We start from the raw sequence: 20023 nt of genomic DNA, 5'->3' as shown, positions 1-20023 counted from the left end.
GCAGCAAAGATACAGTTTTATTGACTAAAAAATTTTCGGTTAATGAGTTCAATGTCTTCGGGATGATCTACGGCAATGGTGTCAAATTCGGTCTTTGCAATTTTAATGTTATAGCCATTTTCTAACCACCGTAATTGTTCTAACCCTTCTGCTTTCTCATAAGAAGATACAGGAAGTTGAGTGATTTCCTGGAGAATATCAACCCGATAGCCGTATATACCAATATGTTTAAAATAGGTATAATTCGTTATCCATTCACTTTGCGCTACATCTCGTTGAAAAGGGATGGTTTGCCGTGAAAAATAGAGTGCTTCATTTTTCGAGTTAATGATTGCTTTCGGAATACTATGGTTAAAAAGATCGTCTGTACTATCGATTTTTTTTACTAAAGTTCCTATTTCTGTCGTGCTGTCTTGAAAAAGGTTGCTCAATAGTTCGATTTGTAAGGGGCTTATAAAAGGCTCGTCGCCCTGAATATTGATCGCAACATCGAAACCACTTATTTTCGAAACGACTTCGGCGCAACGGTCGGTGCCCGATTGATGGGTAGATGCCGTCATAATTACATTGCCGGCGAATGAGCGGACGTGTTCCTCAATCCGGCGATCATCGGTAGCAACAATAACTTCGGACAGGCCAGCACAACCTTTCACTTGTTCGTAAACCCGTTGAATCATGGATTTTCCTCCAATATCAACCAATGGCTTCCCCGGGAAACGAGACGATTCATATCTTGCGGGGATAATTCCGATTATTCTCATATTCAAAGAAAGGCATTACTTTGTTTACCTCAAAGAATAATCTAAATTTCCTTCAGACGGAAATGATTTTTTTAGTCTGTTGCCCGTTCTGATCTTTCTTAGCCTACTTATTGTAAAAATTAGGGAATAGCCTAGGGAACTATCGTTAGTCGATAATTAAACCGTATTTTTGGGTTTTAACCTGTTCTATATGGAGGCACTGCAGACGGTAATGGTGATCGTTTCAGCTATAGCATTATTTGTATATGGCTTGCAAAGTTTTAGTAAGGAAATTGAACACTTTGGAGAAGAGAAACTGTCCAAATGGATCGGTTATTTGACAAAATGGAAATTGGGTAGTTTTGCGTTGGGTGCCTGTGTTACGGGTATTATACAGTCAAGTACATTTGTCTCGTCCCTAACGGTTTCTTTGGTGAATACAGGGATCATCACGTTTCGGGACAGTTTGCTTATCCTTTTAGGAACGAATGTGGGTACAACGGCGACAGCGTGGATTGTATCGTTCCAATCGACATTATTGGGGCCTTTTTTCATCGTATTAGGCACCTTAGTGAGTATGATTCCAGGTAAAATTTCGGTGGCTGGTAAATCTATTTTTTATTTTGGATTTATTTTCTTCGCCTTAGCACTGATTAGCGATGCGATGCAACCGATAAAGGACGACCCTTTGTTGGTTGATATTTTAGCAAAAGCTAATAGTCCGCTAATGGGGATTTTATATGGTATTATTATTACGATCATTGTCCAATCAAGTTCGGTAGTAGTGGGATTGGTCATCGTATTGATCAGCCAGGGGACTATCGATTTATCTGCCGCAATTCCTATTGTTATTGGAGCTAATATCGGTACGACGTCTACTGCGTTGATGATTAGCTTACGTTTTGCGCCGCTATCTAGACTCGTCGCATTATCCGCTTCATTGTTTAATATTATTGGCGTATTGATTGTGCTTCCATTTTTCGGTGTACTAGAAAAATTTGCAATTTCTTTCTCTGCGGTACCCGCTTTACAGGTTGCTATTGCGTTCACGATTTCGAATACGGTAACCTCACTTTTTTTCTACGTTTTTTTATCGCCGACGATGACGATTCTAAAAAAACATCGATGGTATAAAGCAGCAATTGTAAAGCAAAGCTAAGTGTACCTGTCTTGGAAGGATAAAAAAACGATCCGCAAATTGCGGATCGTTTCCTTAATTATTTATGCGCTTCACACCATTTTCTGGCATTCACAAAGGCAGCTAACCAAGGCGTGACTTCGTCGTCTTGCCTGTCAGAAGGATAGTACGCCCAGTTCCACTGGAAGATAGAGCGCTCGATATGGGGCATTGTTACGAGATGGCGTCCGGTCTTGTCACACATCATCGCCGTGTTGAAGTCTGATCCATTCGGGTTATGTGGGTATTGCTCGTAAGCATACTTGGCAACGATATGGTACTGATCTTCTGTGTGCGGAAGGTTAAACTTCCCTTCACCGTGTGAAATCCATACACCTAAGGTGCTTCCGGCTAAAGAAGAAAGCATAATGGAATTATTCTCCTGTATGTTTACGGAAACAAAATTAGATTCGTGTTTCTGCGAGGTGTTGTGCAACATTTTGCCGTGAACTTCATGGTCAGGATTAATCATCTCCAATTCCATAAACAATTGACAGCCGTTACAAATACCTACCGACATCGTATCTGGTCGTGCGAAAAAATTGTCTAATGTTGTTTTGGCTTTCTCATTGTACAAGAATGCTCCGGCCCAACCTTTTGCTGAGCCTAATACATCCGAGTTAGAGAAACCGCCAACAGCGCCTATAAATTGGATGTCTTCAAGTGTTTCGCGACCTGAAATTAAGTCGGTCATATGCACGTCTTTTACATCAAAGCCGGCTAAATACATGGCATTGGCCATTTCTCTTTCGGAGTTTGATCCTTTCTCCCGAATGATAGCTGCTTTGGGCCTCGTCGTTCCGTTTGAGGAGCGTGCGGGTTTTTTACCATCAAATTGTGTAGGGAAAACCACTTGGATAGGTTGATTTTTATAGTTGTTATAACGCTCCTGCGCCATGCCATTTTTTGACTGTTTACTATCCAGTAAAAATGACGTTTTAAACCATGTATCCCGTGTTTCAGCGACGTCGAAGGTGAACGTATCGGTATTGTTTTTTATGGATACCGTTGTCCCGTGGATAGCTTTTCCTATTTTTACAGCTGTTACACCTGCCTGCTCAAGGATGGTTTCCAGTGTGGCGTCGTCTTTTGCCTGCAAAACAACAGCGATGTTTTCGTTGAAGAACGCTTTAACGGTATCCGCTTCGCCCAACCCACTTAAATCGTATTCCGCTCCTAAGTTGGTGTCGGCAAACGTCATTTCTAATAAGGTGGTTATTAATCCTCCCGATCCCACGTCATGCCCTGCAGCTATACTGCCTGATAATATTGCCTCCTGTATGGCATTGAATGCGTTTTTTAAGTAGGTGGCATCTTGAATCGTAGGCGCTTCTTTTCCTATTTTATTGTTAATCTGAGCAAAAGATGAACCGCCCAGTTTTAGGGCGTCTTGAGACAGGTTGATGTAGTAAATAGAACCCGCATTTTTTGCTAATACCGGTTCGACGACCTTATCGATAGCAGTACAGTTTCCTCCGGCCGAGATAATTAAAGTTCCTGGCGCAATTACGTTTTCGCCATTTGGATACTTTTGTTTCATCGACAATGAATCCTTTCCGGTAGGGATATTGATACCTAAGGCGATCGCAAAATCGGAACATCCCTTTACCGCTTCGTACAAACGTGCATCTTCTCCTTCATTATTGCACGGCCACATCCAGTTTGCGGAAAGTGAAACGCCTGCCAAACCATTTTTGATGGGAGCAAACACTAAATTAGACAGCGCTTCGGCTATCGCATTACGCGAACCGGCTACCGGATCAAGCAATGCTGCTAAAGGTGCGTGACCTATACTGGTGGCAATACCTTCGGTAGAGTTATAGTCGAGTGCCATAACCCCCACATTATTTAATGGAAGTTGCAACGGGCCTGCACATTGTTGCTTAGCAACACGACCGCCTACACAACGATCTACTTTATTTGTTAACCAATCTTTTGAAGCGACGGCTTCCAATTGTAGAAGCTGTTTTAAATAAATAGGGATCTGGTTTGTATCGTAAGAAAGATCCGCGTATTGACGGTCAATTTTATGATCTTTCATCACCGTTTTGGGCGATGATCCGAAGAAGTCAGCCAAATCGTAGTCCATCGGTTTTTCACCGGTTGCTTGCGATTGGAAAGTAAACCGGTGATCACCGGTTACGTCTCCCACGGTATACATAGGAGCACGTTCGCGATCAGCTACCTTTTTTAAAGTTTCTATATCGTCCTCGGCAATGACCAAGCCCATACGCTCCTGAGATTCATTACCGATAATTTCTTTTGCAGATAGTGTGGGGTCGCCAACAGGCAATTTATCCATATCAATTAATCCTCCCGTTTCCTCTACCAGTTCGGATAAACAATTGAGGTGTCCGCCCGCACCATGGTCATGAATAGAAACGATGGGGTTATTATCGGATTCTACAAAAGCACGGATGGCATTTGCTGCCCGTTTTTGCATTTCGGGGTTCGATCGTTGAATGGCATTCAATTCGATGCCAGAACCAAAAGCACCGGTATCGGCCGAGGATACGGCTGCGCCTCCCATACCTATGCGATAATTTTCGCCGCCGAGGATAACAATTTTGTCTCCTGTTTTTGGCGTGTGTTTTTTTGCTTGGTCCGCCTTCCCGTAACCTATACCACCCGCTTGCATAATCACTTTATCATAGCCCAATTTCCGGCCTTCTTCTTCGTGTTCAAAGGTTAGTACAGAGCCAGCAATCAACGGCTGTCCAAATTTGTTTCCAAAATCTGATGCACCATTTGACGCTTTGATGAGAATGTCCATAGGGGTTTGATATAACCAAGGACGTTCTTCCATACTGTTCTCCCAAGGCTTATCTTGTGAAGCATCTCCTTCCAAACGGGAATATGCAGTCATATAGACAGCGGTACCCGCTAACGGCAACGCTCCTTGGCCACCCGCTAGGCGATCGCGGATTTCACCGCCGGATCCGGTGGCAGCGCCCGAAAAGGGCTCGACAGTTGTCGGGAAGTTATGCGTTTCCGCTTTCAGGGAAAGTACGGATTCAAACACTTTTTCTTCGTAGAAGTCGGGTTTGTCTGCTGATTTTGGTGCAAACTGGGTCACTTTAGGGCCTCTAACAAATGCAACATTATCTTTATATGCTGAAACAATTTCGTTAGGATTTGCTTCGGATGTTTTTCTAATCAGTTTAAATAGGGAAGAGGGTTGCTCTTCGCCATCGATGATAAAGGTTCCGTTGAATATCTTATGTCGGCAATGTTCTGAATTCGCCTGTGAAAATGCAAAAACTTCTGAGTCCGTCAGCTTACGTCCGATTTTCTCAGCAAGCTTATTTAAATAATCGACTTCTTCGGGATTTAATGCTAAGCCCTCGGATTCATTATATGCAGCAATATCGTCAATTTCCAAGATGGGTTCCGGTTGGATATTGATCGTGTATATATCTTGGGTTAATGCAGTATATTTCTGAGAAATCATCGGGTCGAAATCCGTAAAGTTTTCATCTACTGGATAAAATTCTTCTATGCGGATAATACCTTGAATACCCATGTTTTGTGTAATTTCAACAGCATTGGTGCTCCAAGGAGTTACCATTGCAGCGCGAGGACCGACATAATAGTTGGTTAACGTCTGTTCATCGAGCTTTTGCGCGCTTCCAAACAGCCAGTTTAATCTGGAGATATCTTCTACCGATAAATCGTTTTGGGTTTGCACACCATACACGGTGTGACTGGGGTTCACAAAGAAATGAATCATTACTAATGGTGTATTTTGAACGTTCTTCAAATCAAAGTACAAATATACGGAGTATTTTAGTCTTTTTTACATAACCCCACTACTTAAAATATTGTATTTTAAAATATTGTATTATCCCTTTTTTAACGCTAAGGTCGCATCCGGATTTTTGAGATATGTAGAAACTCATCCTTAGTACTATCCGATCTCTCAAACATCCGAAGCGACGATTTATGAATTCATGTTTTATTTTGGTATTCATGAGCTCACTACGTTTGGTTTTTTTGCATACTTTTTTTTGAGGAAAAAAAGTATGAACAGTTGCTGCTATTTCCAATAACACGTATATTTTACTACTTTTGCGGAAACCATCGGTTAAAATATGTCTAATATCACCATGAATATAAACAGTGATTTTGAAACGTCGAAAATCAGTTTTGACGATTTTCGTGAAATCATTTTAAACGATTATAGATTAGCGGTTGAGAGCCGGATTGCAAGCCTGTCGGGTCGCAAGGAAGTATTAACAGGGAAAGCTAAATTCGGAGTTTTTGGTGATGGTAAAGAAATCGCACAAATTGCATTGGCTAAGGTTTTTAAACCGGGCGATTGGCGCTCTGGGTATTACCGCGATCAAACATTAGCTTTTGCCTCAGGTATATCTAATATTTATCACTTCTTCTCACAGCTGTATGCTAATCCTAGTTTGGAAGCTGATATATCGTCTGGTGGACGGCAAATGAATTGTCACTTTTCCACGCAATTGCTCAATGAGCGGGGGGAATGGTTAAATCAGATGGAGCAAAAGAATTCGGCTTCGGATATTTCTACCACGGGCGGACAGATGTCTCGTATCATGGGGCTGGGGTTGGCTTCTAAATTATATAAAGAAAATCGGAATTTAGATCATTTAACCTACTTTTCGCAGCAGGGACAAGAAGTTGTCTTTTGTACCGTTGGAAATGCTTCTACATCGGAGGGGGTATTTTGGGAGACGGTCAATGCCGCTGCGGTAAAACAGATACCGGTCGTTATTTCGGTATGGGATGATGGTTACGGTATATCGGTACCTAACGAAGTACAGACAACAAAAGCAGATATTTCCGAAGCTTTGCGCGGATTTCAGCGTGAAGGGGAGGGGAATGGTATAGAAATATTTAAGGTGCGGGGCTGGGACTATCCGGCTTTATGCGAGGTTTATGAGCAGGCTGCTCGCTATGCGCGGGAGGAACATATACCGTGCTTGGTGCATGTTACGGAGTTGACACAGCCTCAAGGGCATTCCACTTCCGGGTCGCATGAACGTTATAAATCTGCCGACCGTCTAGCTTGGGAGCAGGCGTTTGATTGTAACCTGAAAATGCGAGAATGGCTATTAGAATCCGGTATTGCTCAAGAAGAAGAATTAGTAGAACTGGAAAAAGAAGCCAAAGAATTCGTCCGTCAAGAACAGCGGCGCGCTTGGGCTGATTATCATAAAACGTTGCAAGTCGATTTAGATGAGGCTATTGCGTTGCTATCAACCGTTGGCCACCCTCTGGTGGATGTGCCGCTAAAAACCTTGCAATCCTTAGCGGAGCCTTCGTTAAAAGAAATTTATAGTAATGTAAGACGTGCTATCCGAGACTTACGTGGTATAGATTCTACCGAAAAGGAAGCGCTGATGGCATGGTATGCTCTGAAACAAGAAGAAAATTTTGGTCGGTATAATGACAAATTGTTTACGGATAGTGCGGATTCTCCTTTAAAAAAGCAGGACATCGCTCCGCATCATGAAGAGGATATTGTCATGGTGGATGGAAGAGAGGTGTTGAACGCCTGTTTTGAAGCTAATTTTAGGCGAGATGAACGTATTGTGGCATTTGGGGAGGATGTAGGAAAGATAGGTGACGTTAATCAGGGTTTTGCGGGGTTACAAGAACAGTTTGGCGAGCTACGTATTTTTGATACGGGTATCCGGGAGTCGGCTATTATCGGTAAAGGCATCGGATTGGCGCTGCGTGGTTTGCGTCCTATTGCTGAAATTCAATACCTAGACTATTTGATTTATGCCATGCCTGTGTTGAGTGATGATTTGGCATGTTTAAGTTATCGTACAAAAGGAACACAGAAAGCACCTGTTATTATTCGTACGAGGGGTCACCGATTAGAGGGTATCTGGCATTCTGGATCCCCTATGACCGTACTTTTAGGAGGACTCCGTGGTTTGCATATTTGTGTGCCGCGCAATATGACACAGGCAGCAGGAATGTATAATACACTATTACGCTCCGATGAACCAGCGGTTGTTGTAGAGTGTCTGAATGGTTACCGTTTAAAGGAAAAAATGCCAACTAATGTTGGGGATTTTATGGTGCCTATCGGTGTCGCTGAACTGATTCGGGAAGGAAGAGATATTACGGTCGTTTCCTATGGTGCTACGTTACGTGTGGTGCAGGAAGCTGCTATCGAATTAGAGAAACTGGGGATTTCGATCGAGATCATAGATGCGCAATGCTTACAACCTTTCGATCGTACGGAGATCTGCCGTCAATCGTTGGAGAAAACGAATAAATTGTTGGTCGTGGATGAAGATATGCCCGGTGGTGCAGCTGCATTTATAATGCAGGAAATTTTGGAAAAGCAAAATGGATATTATCTATTGGATGGACAGCCCAGAACACTTACGGCTAAAGCTAATCGCCCGCCATATGGGTCTGATGGTGATTATTTTACGAAACCGTCGGTAGATGATGTGGTTGAAATGGCTTACGAAATGATGAGTGAATATAACGAAAAGGCGTTTCCAAAGGTGTTTTAGTTTTCATAACCGGTTTTGACAACACATTGCATAGCTTGCTCATAACAATAATTAAAAAGGCAGTTTCTATTTGAAACTGCCTTTTTAATTGGTGACCATACTGAATTTATGTTTCCCGGTTTAACGGTAGGCTTTAAACCGTAATAAATGATCTGCTAATACGAGTGCCGTCATCGCTTCGACGATAATAACCGCGCGAGAAACTACACAAGGATCGTGACGCCCTTTGCCTGAAATAGTCGTGCTATCACCCGCCTCATTTAAGGTTTCTTGATCACGCATAATCGTAGCAACGGGTTTGAAAGCTGTACGAAATAAAATGTCCATACCATTTGAAATGCCGCCCTGAATACCTCCAGAAAAATTAGTGCGCGTGCGTACCCGTCCTTCTTCTTGGACAAATATATCGTTATGTTCAGAGCCTTGCATGGCAGAACCGCTGAAGCCAGAGCCGTATTCAAAGCCGTGAACAGCATTAATACTTAACATAGCTTTACCTAAATCAGCATGTAACTTATCGAACACAGGCTCACCTAACCCAACAGGTACTCCACGGACAATGGTCGATATTTTACCACCAATGGTATCTCCAGCTTTCCTTACTTTGTCGATTAGGTCGATCATCTCATTGGCAGTTGCTGGATCGGCGCAGCGCGCGATATTGTTTTCCCTGACGTCAAGTAGTGTCGCTAAATTTGTGGTATCCAAATTCGGTGCTTCTAACGTGCCGACGGCCGAAACGTGTGCGAAAATATCAATGCCCTGACTCTTCAGGTATAACTTGGCGATAGCGCCCGCTGCGACCCTCGCTGCCGTCTCTCTTGCGGAAGATCGTCCTCCCCCTCGATAATCACGGATACCATATTTCTGTTGGTAAGTATAGTCCGCATGCGACGGGCGATATTTATCCGAAATATGGGAATAGTCTTTGGATCGCTGGTCTTCATTTGGTATTAGGATGGCTATAGGAGTGCCCGTTGATTTTCCTTCGAACACTCCGGATAGGATCTGCGCTGTATCGCTTTCTTTACGCTGTGTCGTGATTTTAGATTGTCCTGGTCGCCGTTTATCCAGTTCGGACTGTATAAAATCTTCGTCGATGGAAATATTGGGGGGGCAGCCGTCAATAATAACGCCAATCGCTTTTCCATGCGATTCGCCAAAAGTCGTTATTTTAAAAAGCTGGCCAAATGAGTTTCCTGCCATGATGTGTTTTTTCTATTTGTTTAACTGTTTGCCTGTTGCTCAACGTTGAACCCCTGTTGTTGTAAATGGCTCCAAAAATCAGGATATGACTTTTCTACTACGTCAGGTTCGTTGATTGTTACCTGGTCAAAAACTAATGCTAATGGTGCAAATGCCATCGCCATACGGTGATCTTCATAGGTCTCGAATGTAACGTTCTCGGGAACATAGGTATTCTGTGTATGTACGTGGTAGGTTTCCCCATCAGCTACAATGGTCGCACCGAATTTTTCAATTTCATTCTTCAATGCAGCCAAACGGTCCGTTTCTTTGATCTTTAAAGTCTCTACACCCGTTATGGAGATGTTCCGACGGATTCCTGCAGCCAATGCGACGATTGTCTGTGCCAAATCCGGACACTCCTTGAAATCAAACAACACTTTGTCAGACCCTTTGTTTACTTTAGTAATATGTAACCCATCTTCCTGGAAGGAGCTAGCTACGCCAAAATGTGTCATGATATCTACGATAGCAATGTCTCCTTGTAGACTGTGGGCTTTTAAGCCTGGAAGCACAACTTCTCCTTTATCGGATAAAGCCACAATCGCATACCAGTAAGAGGCTGCACTCCAATCCGGTTCCACATAAATGGTGGCCGGTTGAAATTTTTGAGGTGCGATTTCAATAGTTTGCGCTATCCACTTATGCGATACTCCGGCTTCTTGTAGCATATTTAACGTCATGGTAACATACGGTCTAGAGGTCAGTTCGCCCTGGATTTCTAGAACGAGTCCTTCTTCTAGCGAAGGGGCTATCAGCAATAAGGAAGATAGATATTGACTACTGACATGACCTTGAATCTTAACGTTTCGTTGTTGCTGTGTCATGCCTCCTTCGATTTTCAGCGGAGGAAAACCAGCGTTTTCTGCATATTCTATATTCGCTCCAAGGGTTTGTAGGGCATCAGCAAGAATGCCAATAGGGCGTTGCTGCATACGCTCTGTGCCAGTGAGGATGAAATTACCTTTTGCCAGATTCAGATAAGAGGTGAGAAAACGCATTGCTGTGCCCGCAGGACCAATATCTATAGTTGTGGTATTTCCGGTTTCGTGAGCTTTTTCGGCCAGCGATAGGGCATTATTCATAATGACTGTATCGGCGGCGGCAGACAGGTTTTCTACGCTTACTGTTCCTTGGCTTAATGCACGTATAATAAGAGCACGGTTGCTCTCTGATTTAGAACCAGTAAGTTGAACCGTGCCCTGTATTACTTTCGACGGATGACGAAGTGTAAGTGATTTTAAACTCATTTACGCCTCCGCCACAGGTTTTGCATTCATGACTTCGTTTTGTTTGCGAATGGATTCGTTATGCAATAGCTCCAAGTATTTGGATGTAAAGTCTTCACTAAGTGCTAACGCTTTAGCAAGTTGAACCCTTTTTTCAAGGATTTCATCCCAACGGCTAACTTGAAGGATAGTTACATTATTATCGCGTTTGTATTCACCGATTTTTTCGGCAATTTTCATCCGGTCGCCAATTTGTTTTAGGATTGCATCATCCAATTTATCAATTTGCTGACGTAACTCTGCTAGTTTATCATCGAAAACAGGGTTGTTGGATTCTGGATGACGAACAGATAAATTATCAAGAAGGTCGGCCAATGCAGCAGGAGTTACTTGTTGTTTAGCGTCGGTCCATGCTACTGATGGATCAATGTGTGATTCTACAATCAAACCTTGTTGATCCATATCCATGGCTTTTTGCGCAATATAAGGGAGAAGTTCGCGGTTACCACAGATATGGCTTGGATCGTTGATGATTGGAAGTTCTGGACAGGCTGATTTCAGTTGTACAGCTAGATCCCACATCGGTTCGTTACGGAAAGCTGTTTTCTCAAAAGAAGAGAATCCGCGGTGAATAGCGCCTAACTTTTTAATTCCTGCACGATTGATGCGTTCCAATGCGCCAATCCATAACGAAAGGTCTGGGTTAACTGGATTCTTCACTAATACCGGTACATCTACACCTTGTAAAGCATCTGCAATTTCTTGTACAGTGAAAGGGTTTGCGGTTGAACGAGCGCCTACCCATAAAATATCTATGCCGGCAGCCAAAGCTTCTTCAACGTGTTTAGCGGTAGCAACTTCTGTAGCGGTCAATAAGCCAGTTTCTGCCTTCGCTCTTTTTAGCCATTCCAACCCTACACTGCCTATTCCTTCGAACTCACCCGGACGTGTGCGGGGTTTCCAGATACCTGCTCGTAATACGTTTACTTTTCCGGTATTTGCTAATAAATGGGCTGTAGAAACAACCTGTTCTTCAGTTTCTGCACTGCATGGTCCAGCAATGATGAGGGGTTTATCGCCTGTATCTATCCAAGATTGTAACGGAACGATGTCTAATGTATGTTTCATCTCTAAATAATTTTTCTTTTTATACTATACTTTTTCGTTTTTAACATATTCACCCATGATCGTGAAATTTATGGTGTGTTTTAATACTTTGCGGATCGCTGCATCGTAGTCACTTTGCTTTTTCCACTCCACATCGACATAGAAGTCATATTCATTTCGCCGACCGACCACCGGCATGGATTGGATTTTGCTCAGGTTCACATTTTGCTCAGCAAAGCATTGCAACACATTGGCAAGAGCTCCTACGTTGTTTCCGGTCTGGAAAGAGAGGGAGGCCTTATTTGCATTCTTCTGCTCTATAATTTCGTTCGATAGAATTAAGAAACGGGTTGCATTCTTCTTGTTAGTTTCAATTCTTTTTTCCAAAATTTCCAAACCGTATAGTTTTGCTGCCGCTACGCTAGCAATTGCCGCCGTATGTGTCAGCTTGTTCTCTATAATACTTTTGGCACAAGCGGCTGTATCCATACCTTCCTTAACTGTCCATTCGGGATGCTCACTTAAAAACTCGTCACATTGACGGATCGCAATAGGGTGTGACTCCACGAATTTTATATCGGAAAGCTTGGCGCCCGGTAATGCCAGTAAATTTTGCTGTATATTTAGATGTACTTCGCCAATAATGTGAAACTTATAATCGCGCAGCAAATTGTAATTAGGTAGGATGCTACCGGCAATCGCATTCTCTATTGCCATAACGACATAGTCCGCTTTGCCCTGTTTCAACATTTCACAGGTTTTTTTGAAAGATTCGCATTCTAATATTTCGATATCGTCGTCACCGAAATATTTGTGCGCAGCTTCTTCGTGAAAGGAGGCTTTTACGCCCTGTATTGCAATTCTAGTTTTCATTCTTTAATTGATATGTACAAAAAAAGTCCCGAAAATTATCCGGGACTTTCTGCTTATTTTACACAAACATACAAATCCCAGCTTTACCTTTTAAAGTAAAAGTTGCCGAAATAAAAGTATGTCTTGTGTATCATCATGTCTCAAATTTTACAATCCAAAAGTAAAAATATTATTTTATATATGCAAAATAAGTTTAAAAATAATTTATTTTTATGCTTGTTTTATAGATGAAAAAACGATGATTTTTCTAACTAAATTATGTGTATTTTTTTTGTTTAAATATTCATTATTTTATATGTTTTTATTTTTTAAATATTTGTAATATAGTGTATTGTGTTTTAAGTATTCTATTTTATGATGTTTTTATATGTGTTTTTTAGTTAGAAAAACACGTTATTTTTAATGTAAATTTGTTAGAAATAACGTTGAAATTTCTATGTAAAATAGGGTGTTGTTTTTTTCTTTTCTAAGGGTTTTAATCCTAATTTTTGAAGCATTTGTAGATCTTCCGATATGCCGGGGTTTGGTGTAACAAGCAATGTTTCCCGTTCGCCGGAGAAAATAGAATTAGCGCCAGCCATAAAACACCAGGCTTGTTCCGGTTCCGTCATATCCATACGCCCTGCGCTCAACCTGACCATAGAAGCGGGCATTGCAATCCTTGCTGTAGCGACCATTCGAACCATTTCCCATATATCCACCTTTGGATTGTTTTGGAGTGGCGTTCCTTTTACTCTTGCCAGCGCGTTGATAGGGACAGATTCTGGGTGTTTTTCCATATTAGCCAAGGTTAACAGCATAGAAATTCTATCTTCTTTGGATTCTCCTAGACCTATAATTCCTCCGGAACATACCGTGATACCCGCTTTTCTGACATTATTGATGGTGTTAATGCGATTATTAAACTGACGGGTAGATATGATCTTATCATAGTATTCCGCAGACGTGTCGAGGTTGTGGTTATAGGCATATAATCCGGCTTCCTGCAATCGCTTCGCCTGATTTTCGCTGAGCATACCTAACGTGCAACATACTTCCAAACCCAATTCATTTACACCTTTAACCATTTCGATGATATTGTCAAAATCCCTATTATCGCGAACTTCGCGCCATGCCGCCGCCATGCAAAAACGGGACGAGCCGTTTTCTTTAGCTTTCTTTGCATGTGCCAGTACGGTTTCCTTGGGTAATAAAGCTTGCACCTTGATGTCCGTATGATAGCGAGCAGCCTGACCGCAATAGGAGCAATCTTCCGGGCAGCCACCTGTTTTTACCGACAATAGGGTTGATAGTTGTATTTCGTCGGCTTTGTGCCAGGCACGATGAATGCCTGCCGCTTCGTACACAAGCTGTAAGAGCGGTTTGTTATAGATAGCTAATAAATCTTCTTTTGTCCAATCGTGACGTAATTCTTCTCTGGTTGTCATATGTAGCCTGTTTTGGCACAAAAGTAACCTCTTGCGTAAGGGAGAGGGATACCGGTTCACAATTGGATTCTAGTCCGGTTTGGAGAAGACTATATAATTTCATTCCTTTGTCGGCGCGAGGAATAGCATAATTTATTAAGTTTGGGATCTTTTCTATGTTGTACGTACTCATTAGTGTTATTTGCAGTGTCACGGTGTCGGTTGTTATTAAACTGGCTAAACAACGTGGTATACAGTATCTCCATCTTATTGTTTGGAATTACCCCGTGGCTGCTTTGGCAACTTTATTCTTTTTAAAACCGAAAATGGTCACTGTGCCGCTAAGTACGTTACCTTGGGGGTTATACATGTCATTGGCCGTACTTCTGCCAATGGTGTTTTTGTGTATTGCTTATGCCATTCAATACAGCGGCATCGTCAAAACGGAGATTGCACAGCGTCTTTCATTATTTATACCTGTGTCGGCGGCATTTTTCATTTTTCACGAAGCGATAGGTGTATCTAAATTGGTGGGTATAGCCGTGGGGACTGTGGCTATCCTGTGTTCCATCGGTTGGAAAAAAGGCGGTATAGCCAAAGAAAATGGAACTTGGGGTTATGCCTTGGCTGTGTTTTTTGGAATGGGAATTATTGATGTTCTATTTAAAAAAGTAGCGCTCTATCGGGAAGTACCCTATGCTTATTCGATGTTATTGGTGTTTATTTTGGCAATAGTGGTCTCTCTTCTCTTGCTCACTTACCGTGTTTCGGTCACAAAAGAACGTATACAATTTAAATCTGTAATTTGGGGAATCCTTTTGGGATTGTTTAACTTTGGCAATATACTGTTCTACATGAAAGCACACCAGGCATTGTCCAATAGCCCGTCTGTTGTGTTCACAGGAATGAACATCGGTGTCATTCTGTTGGGCGCAATTGTTGGTGTTGGTTTTTTTGGTGAACGGTTGACCCGGTTGAACAAGATGGGATTGGCATTAGCCGTTATTTCCGTTTTAATTATTGCTTATCTGTGAGTTTGTTTGAAGATACATATTTAACTATCGAAGAGCCAAGTGAAGGTCTGTTTAGAGATAAAGGAAGTAAGTTTGTCGCTTATGCTTACCCGATTAAGGAAGAAGCGACTCTCAAAGATATTCTTGTTGAATTAAAGACGCTCCATCCGAAAGCCCGGCACCATTGTTGGGCATACCGTTTGACCCCTGACCGTTCTGTGTTCCGGTTAAACGACGATGGAGAGCCTTCCGGAACAGCAGGCCGCCCCATATTAAATATGCTGTTATCAAAAGATGTCACCAATGTACTTGTCGTTGTCGTGCGTTACTTCGGCGGTACACTATTGGGTGTCCCTGGTTTGATAAACGCCTATAAAACAGCGACGCAGGAAGCGCTGCAAGCGGCGAAGATAGTAGAAAAGACCGTTAACGATATTTATCGGATTACGTTTGATTATGTACAGATGAATGACGTGATGCGGTTAGTTAAAGAAGAGAATTTGTCGGTTTTAAAGCAAGAGTTTGACAATGATTGTTTTATGGATGTTGAAGTGCGAAAGTTACACGTTAATCAAGTTATTGGAAAACTCGACAAAATAGCGGGTGTGCAATATGCGTATCTTTATACATTGTAATCATCTATGTTTCAAGCAGTCAGTTGGTTAGGTTAGCCTTCTCGCTTCAATTTATCCCTGAGCAGCTGATCTACAATCTCGACACGATGATAGATAGCCTGTGTTGTTTCAACCAGATCTTTGTATTTGTCGAATACCTCTCGAGCCAAGGCAGTGTAATGGAAGAAATGCTCTTCGACTTTGCCATATTCTTCTAAGAATGCTTGATGATCATCGTCCAACGATACGGTATGGACGGATACTTCTTCGTAGCGTGGATAGACGTCATCGAGTGCGGAGAAGTATTTTGGATCGATCACTGCATCATCTTCGTAAATATGCTCAATATCCTGATTATAAACCTCCGTGAGGTTGACGACTTTTTCATAGAGCGATTGAATCTCGGTATTATGTTGATCACAGATGGAGAAGAAGGTTCCGATGTCGATCGTGATTTCGCCGTCGAAAAGTGCTTTGTCCTCCAATTCCGTTACGCCTAGCCAATCTTCTAGAATTTCCAGCTCTTGTTCAATGCCCAAACGTCTTAAAGCGAGATCTGCAATAATATCATCTATTATCTTTAGTTGCGCTTCGATTCCTGAGACATGAGCTTTGACCGCCCAGGTTTTGTCGTGGGCCTCGTAATAGCATTGCAACGCTTCTTGTTCAAATGAAGGGGAGGTGATTTCGTCGTCAAAATCAAGTGTAATATTTCTGAGCGGATGTTTCTTAACAATAGTTTTTATCATGGCTTCTCCTGCTGTACCGTGTGTTAAAGTTATTGAATTTATTTAAGAAATAGAAGTTGCCGTCTAGAAGTACAGAACTTGTTACCCATTAAGACCTTTACGACTGGAGTCGAGACATAGTAAAATAAACAAAAGCATGGTAAAACTCCATAAAGAAGAACCGCCGTAACTGATGAACGGAAGTGGTATACCGATAACCGGCACGATGCCTATTGTCATCCCAATATTTATAAAGAAGTGGAAAAATAGGATAGAGGCAACGCCGTAAGCATAGATACGTGCAAAAGCTGTCCGTTGGCGCTCCGCAATGTTGACTAACCGAAGTAGCAATGTAAGGTAGATAGCGATCAGAATAGTCGACCCGACAAAGCCCCATTCTTCGCCTATAGTACAGAAAATAAAATCCGTGCTTTGTTCCGGCACAAATTTGTATTTGGTTTGTGTTCCCTGAAGAAAACCTTTGCCTAGCAGCTGTCCCGATCCAATGGCGATCTTAGATTGGTTGAGGTTATAGCCTTCTCCGCGAGGATCATGTATTTTCCCCAAAATCACATCGATACGATTTCGCTGGTGGGACTGTAAAATATGTTCATAGGCATAGTCAACACAAAGTACGTATATACAAGATGCGACGAAGAGTATACCTACATTCAAAATGTATTTGCGTTTTTTCCGTAAAGAATAAATTAAAAAGCCAGCGATCAGGGTTAAAATTCCAATAATAATCCATTGATTAACCAATAAGGCCAGTACGAATAAAAGGATAGCTAACCCCCCCAATAGTAAAAATGTATTGCCCACATAACCCTCGCGATAAAACACAAAAATTAGCGCAAAGAAGGCGAGTGCAGAGCCTGTGTCTGGCTGTAACATGACTAACGCTACCGGAAATAACACGATTAACGCGCCTATGAGCAAGGTCTTGCTATTAGGATTTTTATTGGTTTGCGAACTGAGATAGGATGCCAATAGCAGACAGGTTGCTAATTTACCAAATTCGGAAGGTTGCAAACGAAAGCTACCCAGAGGAATCCATGCTTGATTTCCGCCTACATTTCGACCGACAACCAATACGAGTACCAGAAGCAGAATGACGACTATATAAATAATAGGGGAGGCAGAAATAAAAAATTTGGCGTCGATGATTAGGATACTGAATCCGATAATCAGAGCTGTGAAAATATAAATGGACTGCTTACCGTAGTTGGTTGCCATGCTGAAAATATTCGGTTGCTCTGGATCATAAACGGCGGCATAGATATTAAACCAACCGATCAAGCACAATATAAACCATAATAAAATGGTGAACCAATCGATACGGCCGAAAAAACTTTTCTCTTTCATGTTATTGGTGTCCCTTTCTTAGCTGACTGTGGTGTACGTAAAGATCTCGCCGAGGTTCTGCGACAAGCTTTTTCGATGGGTTGGATTGTTTCGTCGAATTATTATTCGTCGTATTTTTATTTACTTCTTCCACCTTTGTTTCCTTGGGAGTAGGAAGAAAATTGGCATTAAAAACCCGGTCTTGTATATATTGTGGCAGAGAAATGGTGTCTTTAAGGTACTTTTCTACCAGCATGTTGACCATCGGTCCAGCCCAGGTCCCCCCGTATCCTGCGTTTTCTACAAATACGGCAATGGCTATCTTAGGGTTTTCACGTGGTGCGAAAGCGAAGAATACCGCGTGATTTTCGCCATGTGGGTTTTGTACGGTTCCCGTTTTGCCGCACATTTCAACGTCGGGAACGCGTACCCGATATCCCGTTCCACCCGGGACATTCACCGCGCGGCTCATCCCCTCAATAACAGGTTCGTAGTATTTAGCATCTACACCAGCGCTAATTTTTTCTTTAAATTCATCTTTTACAATACCCTTTTCACCAATCGCTTTCACGAGGTGCGGTCGATAATAAAAGCCGCGGTTAGCTACGATAGCCATGATATTCGCCATCTGTAGCGGCGTGATACCCATTTCGCCTTGTCCTATAGACAGCGAGATATTGAAGCCAGATCGCCATTTATCATTGCCGTATCGCTTCGTGTAAAAATCAGAGGTAGGTATTAAACCCGGTTTTTCGCCAGGGAGATCTATGCCCAATGTCCGGCCCAGACCGAATTTCCCCAATGCTTCACGCCAGAGGTCATATGCTTGGGGTGCCGGCATGCCACGGGAGTCTATCATCCGTGCGTAAGTGTATCCGTAATATGTATTACAAGAGGTTTGTATAGACTTTACCAAGCTCGTAGCCCCGTCTACGTGTGTACAACGCATAATGGCACGTCCGCCGCCGTATCGATACCCCCCCGGACAATGGAAGATGGTGTTTTCATTGATAACACCGGCTTGCTGTGCGGTCAGTGCAGCGACTACCTTAAATACTGATCCTGGGGGATAGGAAGCTTGAATTGGGCGGATAAACATCGGGCGCGTCTCGTCGTGCAGGAGTTTCATATAATTATTTCCCCGCTGTCTCCCCACCATCATATTTGGATCATAGGATGGCGCACTGACAAACGTTAATATTTCGCCCGTGGCAGGTTCGATGGCAACTACAGAACCCATTTTGTTTTTCATTAATTTTTCTGCCAGCAATTGTAGTTCAAGATCAATCGTGGAAACCAATCCGTCACCGGCTACCGCGAGCGTGTCATATTTTCCATCCATAAATGAACCCTTCGGTCGGTTAAGCGCATCTACCATTTGGTTTTTGACACCTCGCTGTCCCCGCAGAAGTTCCTCGTAAGAACGTTCTATTCCACTTGCTCCAATATAGTCTCCCGGACGGTAAAAACCCTCAGACCGTTCGATGTCGTTGTCATTAACCTCTTGTATGTAGCCTAATAATTGTGGTGCAATACTGTCTGGATAACTCCTGACGGTCCGATTTTGAACATAGAACCCTCGAAATTTATAGAGGTGCTCCTGTAGCTGAGCGTAGGTTGAAGCAGATAACTGCTTTTCGAATATCGAGGGACGGTAGGGAGAATGAGCGCGGGCTTTATGCATCCTCGTTTGGAAGCCTTCGCTGTCAATATCAATCAGCTGGCAAAGTAGTGCCGTGTCAATTTCTTTTGCCTCGATAGGGGTTACCAATAAATCGTAGACCGGCTCATTTTGGACTAGAACTTTGCCATTTCGGTCGTACACCACACCTCTAGCTGGATATACGACAACTTTACGTAAAACATTGTTATTGGCTGATAATAAGTAAGATTTGTCAATTATTTGAATGTAAAATAAACGAGCTATGATAACAATCGCTATCGCGATGAAAATTCCTTGTATAACGAATTTACGGGCAAAAAAACTATTCATGAACAATAAAGTCCTTTTTAAATATTACTTATACGCGACTTCCTT

The 20023-nt window shown here is 42.4% G+C and carries 14 protein-coding genes; 4 read left to right on the top strand and 10 right to left on the bottom strand.

Annotated features, from left to right (window positions below):
• Positions 1-17: 17 nt before the first annotated feature.
• Complete coding sequence (gene kdsB / locus LKO28_RS03550; RefSeq protein ID WP_227693317.1) at positions 18-761, bottom strand: 3-deoxy-manno-octulosonate cytidylyltransferase; 744 nt, start codon at positions 759-761, stop codon at positions 18-20.
• Positions 762-951: 190 nt separating this feature from the next.
• Here kdsB and LKO28_RS03545 point away from each other — a divergent pair, with 190 nt between their 5' ends.
• The gene (locus LKO28_RS03545; protein ID WP_227693316.1) at positions 952-1899 is read left to right on the top strand and encodes a Na/Pi cotransporter family protein; all 948 of its coding nucleotides are present in this window, start codon (positions 952-954) and stop codon (positions 1897-1899) included.
• A gap of 58 nt (positions 1900-1957) precedes the next feature.
• Here the strand turns inward: LKO28_RS03545 and purL are convergent, their stop codons facing one another.
• Positions 1958-5647, bottom strand: a complete 3690-nt coding sequence (purL, locus tag LKO28_RS03540) for a phosphoribosylformylglycinamidine synthase (RefSeq protein ID WP_227693315.1) — start codon at positions 5645-5647, stop codon at positions 1958-1960.
• Between the two features lie 361 nt (positions 5648-6008).
• On the opposite strand from purL, the gene LKO28_RS03535 reads away from it, so the two are divergent.
• Entirely contained in the window at positions 6009-8426 is a 2418-nt protein-coding gene (locus tag LKO28_RS03535; protein ID WP_227693314.1) for a thiamine pyrophosphate-dependent enzyme, read from the top strand.
• 120 nt (positions 8427-8546) lie between these two features.
• Here LKO28_RS03535 and aroC read toward each other — a convergent pair whose 3' ends face one another.
• The 5 genes from aroC to bioB form a co-directional block, all read right to left on the bottom strand.
• Positions 8547-9632, bottom strand: a complete 1086-nt coding sequence (gene aroC / locus LKO28_RS03530) for a chorismate synthase (RefSeq protein WP_227693313.1) — start codon at positions 9630-9632, stop codon at positions 8547-8549.
• 20 nt (positions 9633-9652) lie between these two features.
• A complete protein-coding gene (gene aroA / locus LKO28_RS03520; RefSeq protein WP_262905976.1) occupies positions 9653-10921 on the bottom strand; it encodes a 3-phosphoshikimate 1-carboxyvinyltransferase in 1269 nt (422 codons plus the stop codon).
• Positions 10922-12028, bottom strand: a complete 1107-nt coding sequence (locus LKO28_RS03515; protein ID WP_227693312.1) for a chorismate mutase — start codon at positions 12026-12028, stop codon at positions 10922-10924.
• Positions 12029-12052: 24 nt separating this feature from the next.
• Positions 12053-12880 (bottom strand): prephenate dehydratase, encoded by an 828-nt coding sequence (locus LKO28_RS03510; protein WP_227693311.1) that lies wholly within the window; start codon positions 12878-12880, stop codon positions 12053-12055.
• 434 nt (positions 12881-13314) lie between these two features.
• Positions 13315-14307, bottom strand: coding sequence for a biotin synthase BioB (gene bioB / locus LKO28_RS03505; protein WP_227693310.1), 993 nt, complete (start codon positions 14305-14307; stop codon positions 13315-13317).
• A gap of 155 nt (positions 14308-14462) precedes the next feature.
• Between bioB and LKO28_RS03500 the strand changes: the two genes are divergently transcribed.
• Positions 14463-15320 (top strand): DMT family transporter, encoded by an 858-nt coding sequence (locus LKO28_RS03500; protein ID WP_227693309.1) that lies wholly within the window; start codon positions 14463-14465, stop codon positions 15318-15320.
• A complete protein-coding gene (locus LKO28_RS03495) occupies positions 15317-15934 on the top strand; it encodes an IMPACT family protein (protein WP_227693308.1) in 618 nt (205 codons plus the stop codon). The genes LKO28_RS03500 and LKO28_RS03495 overlap by 4 nt, the downstream gene beginning before the upstream one ends.
• 32 nt (positions 15935-15966) lie before the next feature.
• Here LKO28_RS03495 and LKO28_RS03490 read toward each other — a convergent pair whose 3' ends face one another.
• From LKO28_RS03490 to mrdA, 3 genes are all read right to left on the bottom strand, one after another.
• Complete coding sequence (locus LKO28_RS03490) at positions 15967-16662, bottom strand: hypothetical protein (protein ID WP_227693307.1); 696 nt, start codon at positions 16660-16662, stop codon at positions 15967-15969.
• A gap of 81 nt (positions 16663-16743) precedes the next feature.
• Positions 16744-18006, bottom strand: a complete 1263-nt coding sequence (gene rodA / locus LKO28_RS03485) for a rod shape-determining protein RodA (protein WP_227693306.1) — start codon at positions 18004-18006, stop codon at positions 16744-16746.
• A gap of 1 nt (position 18007) precedes the next feature.
• The gene (gene mrdA, locus LKO28_RS03480) at positions 18008-19978 is read right to left on the bottom strand and encodes a penicillin-binding protein 2 (protein ID WP_227693305.1); all 1971 of its coding nucleotides are present in this window, start codon (positions 19976-19978) and stop codon (positions 18008-18010) included.
• Positions 19979-20023 lie beyond the last annotated feature (45 nt).

Source organism: Sphingobacterium sp. FBM7-1 (genome assembly GCF_020687765.1).
GTDB lineage: Bacteria > Bacteroidota > Bacteroidia > Sphingobacteriales > Sphingobacteriaceae > Sphingobacterium.
Note: the sequence above shows the minus strand (reverse complement) of the source record. Positions and strands in the feature narration are given on the sequence as shown.

Excerpts from the sequence above, each read along its gene's own strand:
- kdsB (WP_227693317.1), bottom strand. The coding sequence starts at position 761 with ATGAGAATAATCGGAATTATCCCCGCAAGATATGAATCGTCTCGTTTC.
- LKO28_RS03545 (WP_227693316.1), top strand. The coding sequence starts at position 952 with ATGGAGGCACTGCAGACGGTAATGGTGATCGTTTCAGCTATAGCATTA.
- purL (WP_227693315.1), bottom strand. The coding sequence starts at position 5,647 with ATGATTCATTTCTTTGTGAACCCCAGTCACACCGTGTATGGTGTGCAA.
- LKO28_RS03535 (WP_227693314.1), top strand. The coding sequence starts at position 6,009 with ATGTCTAATATCACCATGAATATAAACAGTGATTTTGAAACGTCGAAA.
- aroC (WP_227693313.1), bottom strand. The coding sequence starts at position 9,632 with ATGGCAGGAAACTCATTTGGCCAGCTTTTTAAAATAACGACTTTTGGC.
- aroA (WP_262905976.1), bottom strand. The coding sequence starts at position 10,921 with ATGAGTTTAAAATCACTTACACTTCGTCATCCGTCGAAAGTAATACAG.
- LKO28_RS03515 (WP_227693312.1), bottom strand. The coding sequence starts at position 12,028 with ATGAAACATACATTAGACATCGTTCCGTTACAATCTTGGATAGATACA.
- LKO28_RS03510 (WP_227693311.1), bottom strand. The coding sequence starts at position 12,880 with ATGAAAACTAGAATTGCAATACAGGGCGTAAAAGCCTCCTTTCACGAA.
- bioB (WP_227693310.1), bottom strand. The coding sequence starts at position 14,307 with ATGACAACCAGAGAAGAATTACGTCACGATTGGACAAAAGAAGATTTA.
- LKO28_RS03500 (WP_227693309.1), top strand. The coding sequence starts at position 14,463 with ATGTTGTACGTACTCATTAGTGTTATTTGCAGTGTCACGGTGTCGGTT.
- LKO28_RS03490 (WP_227693307.1), bottom strand. The coding sequence starts at position 16,662 with ATGATAAAAACTATTGTTAAGAAACATCCGCTCAGAAATATTACACTT.
- rodA (WP_227693306.1), bottom strand. The coding sequence starts at position 18,006 with ATGAAAGAGAAAAGTTTTTTCGGCCGTATCGATTGGTTCACCATTTTA.
- mrdA (WP_227693305.1), bottom strand. The coding sequence starts at position 19,978 with ATGAATAGTTTTTTTGCCCGTAAATTCGTTATACAAGGAATTTTCATC.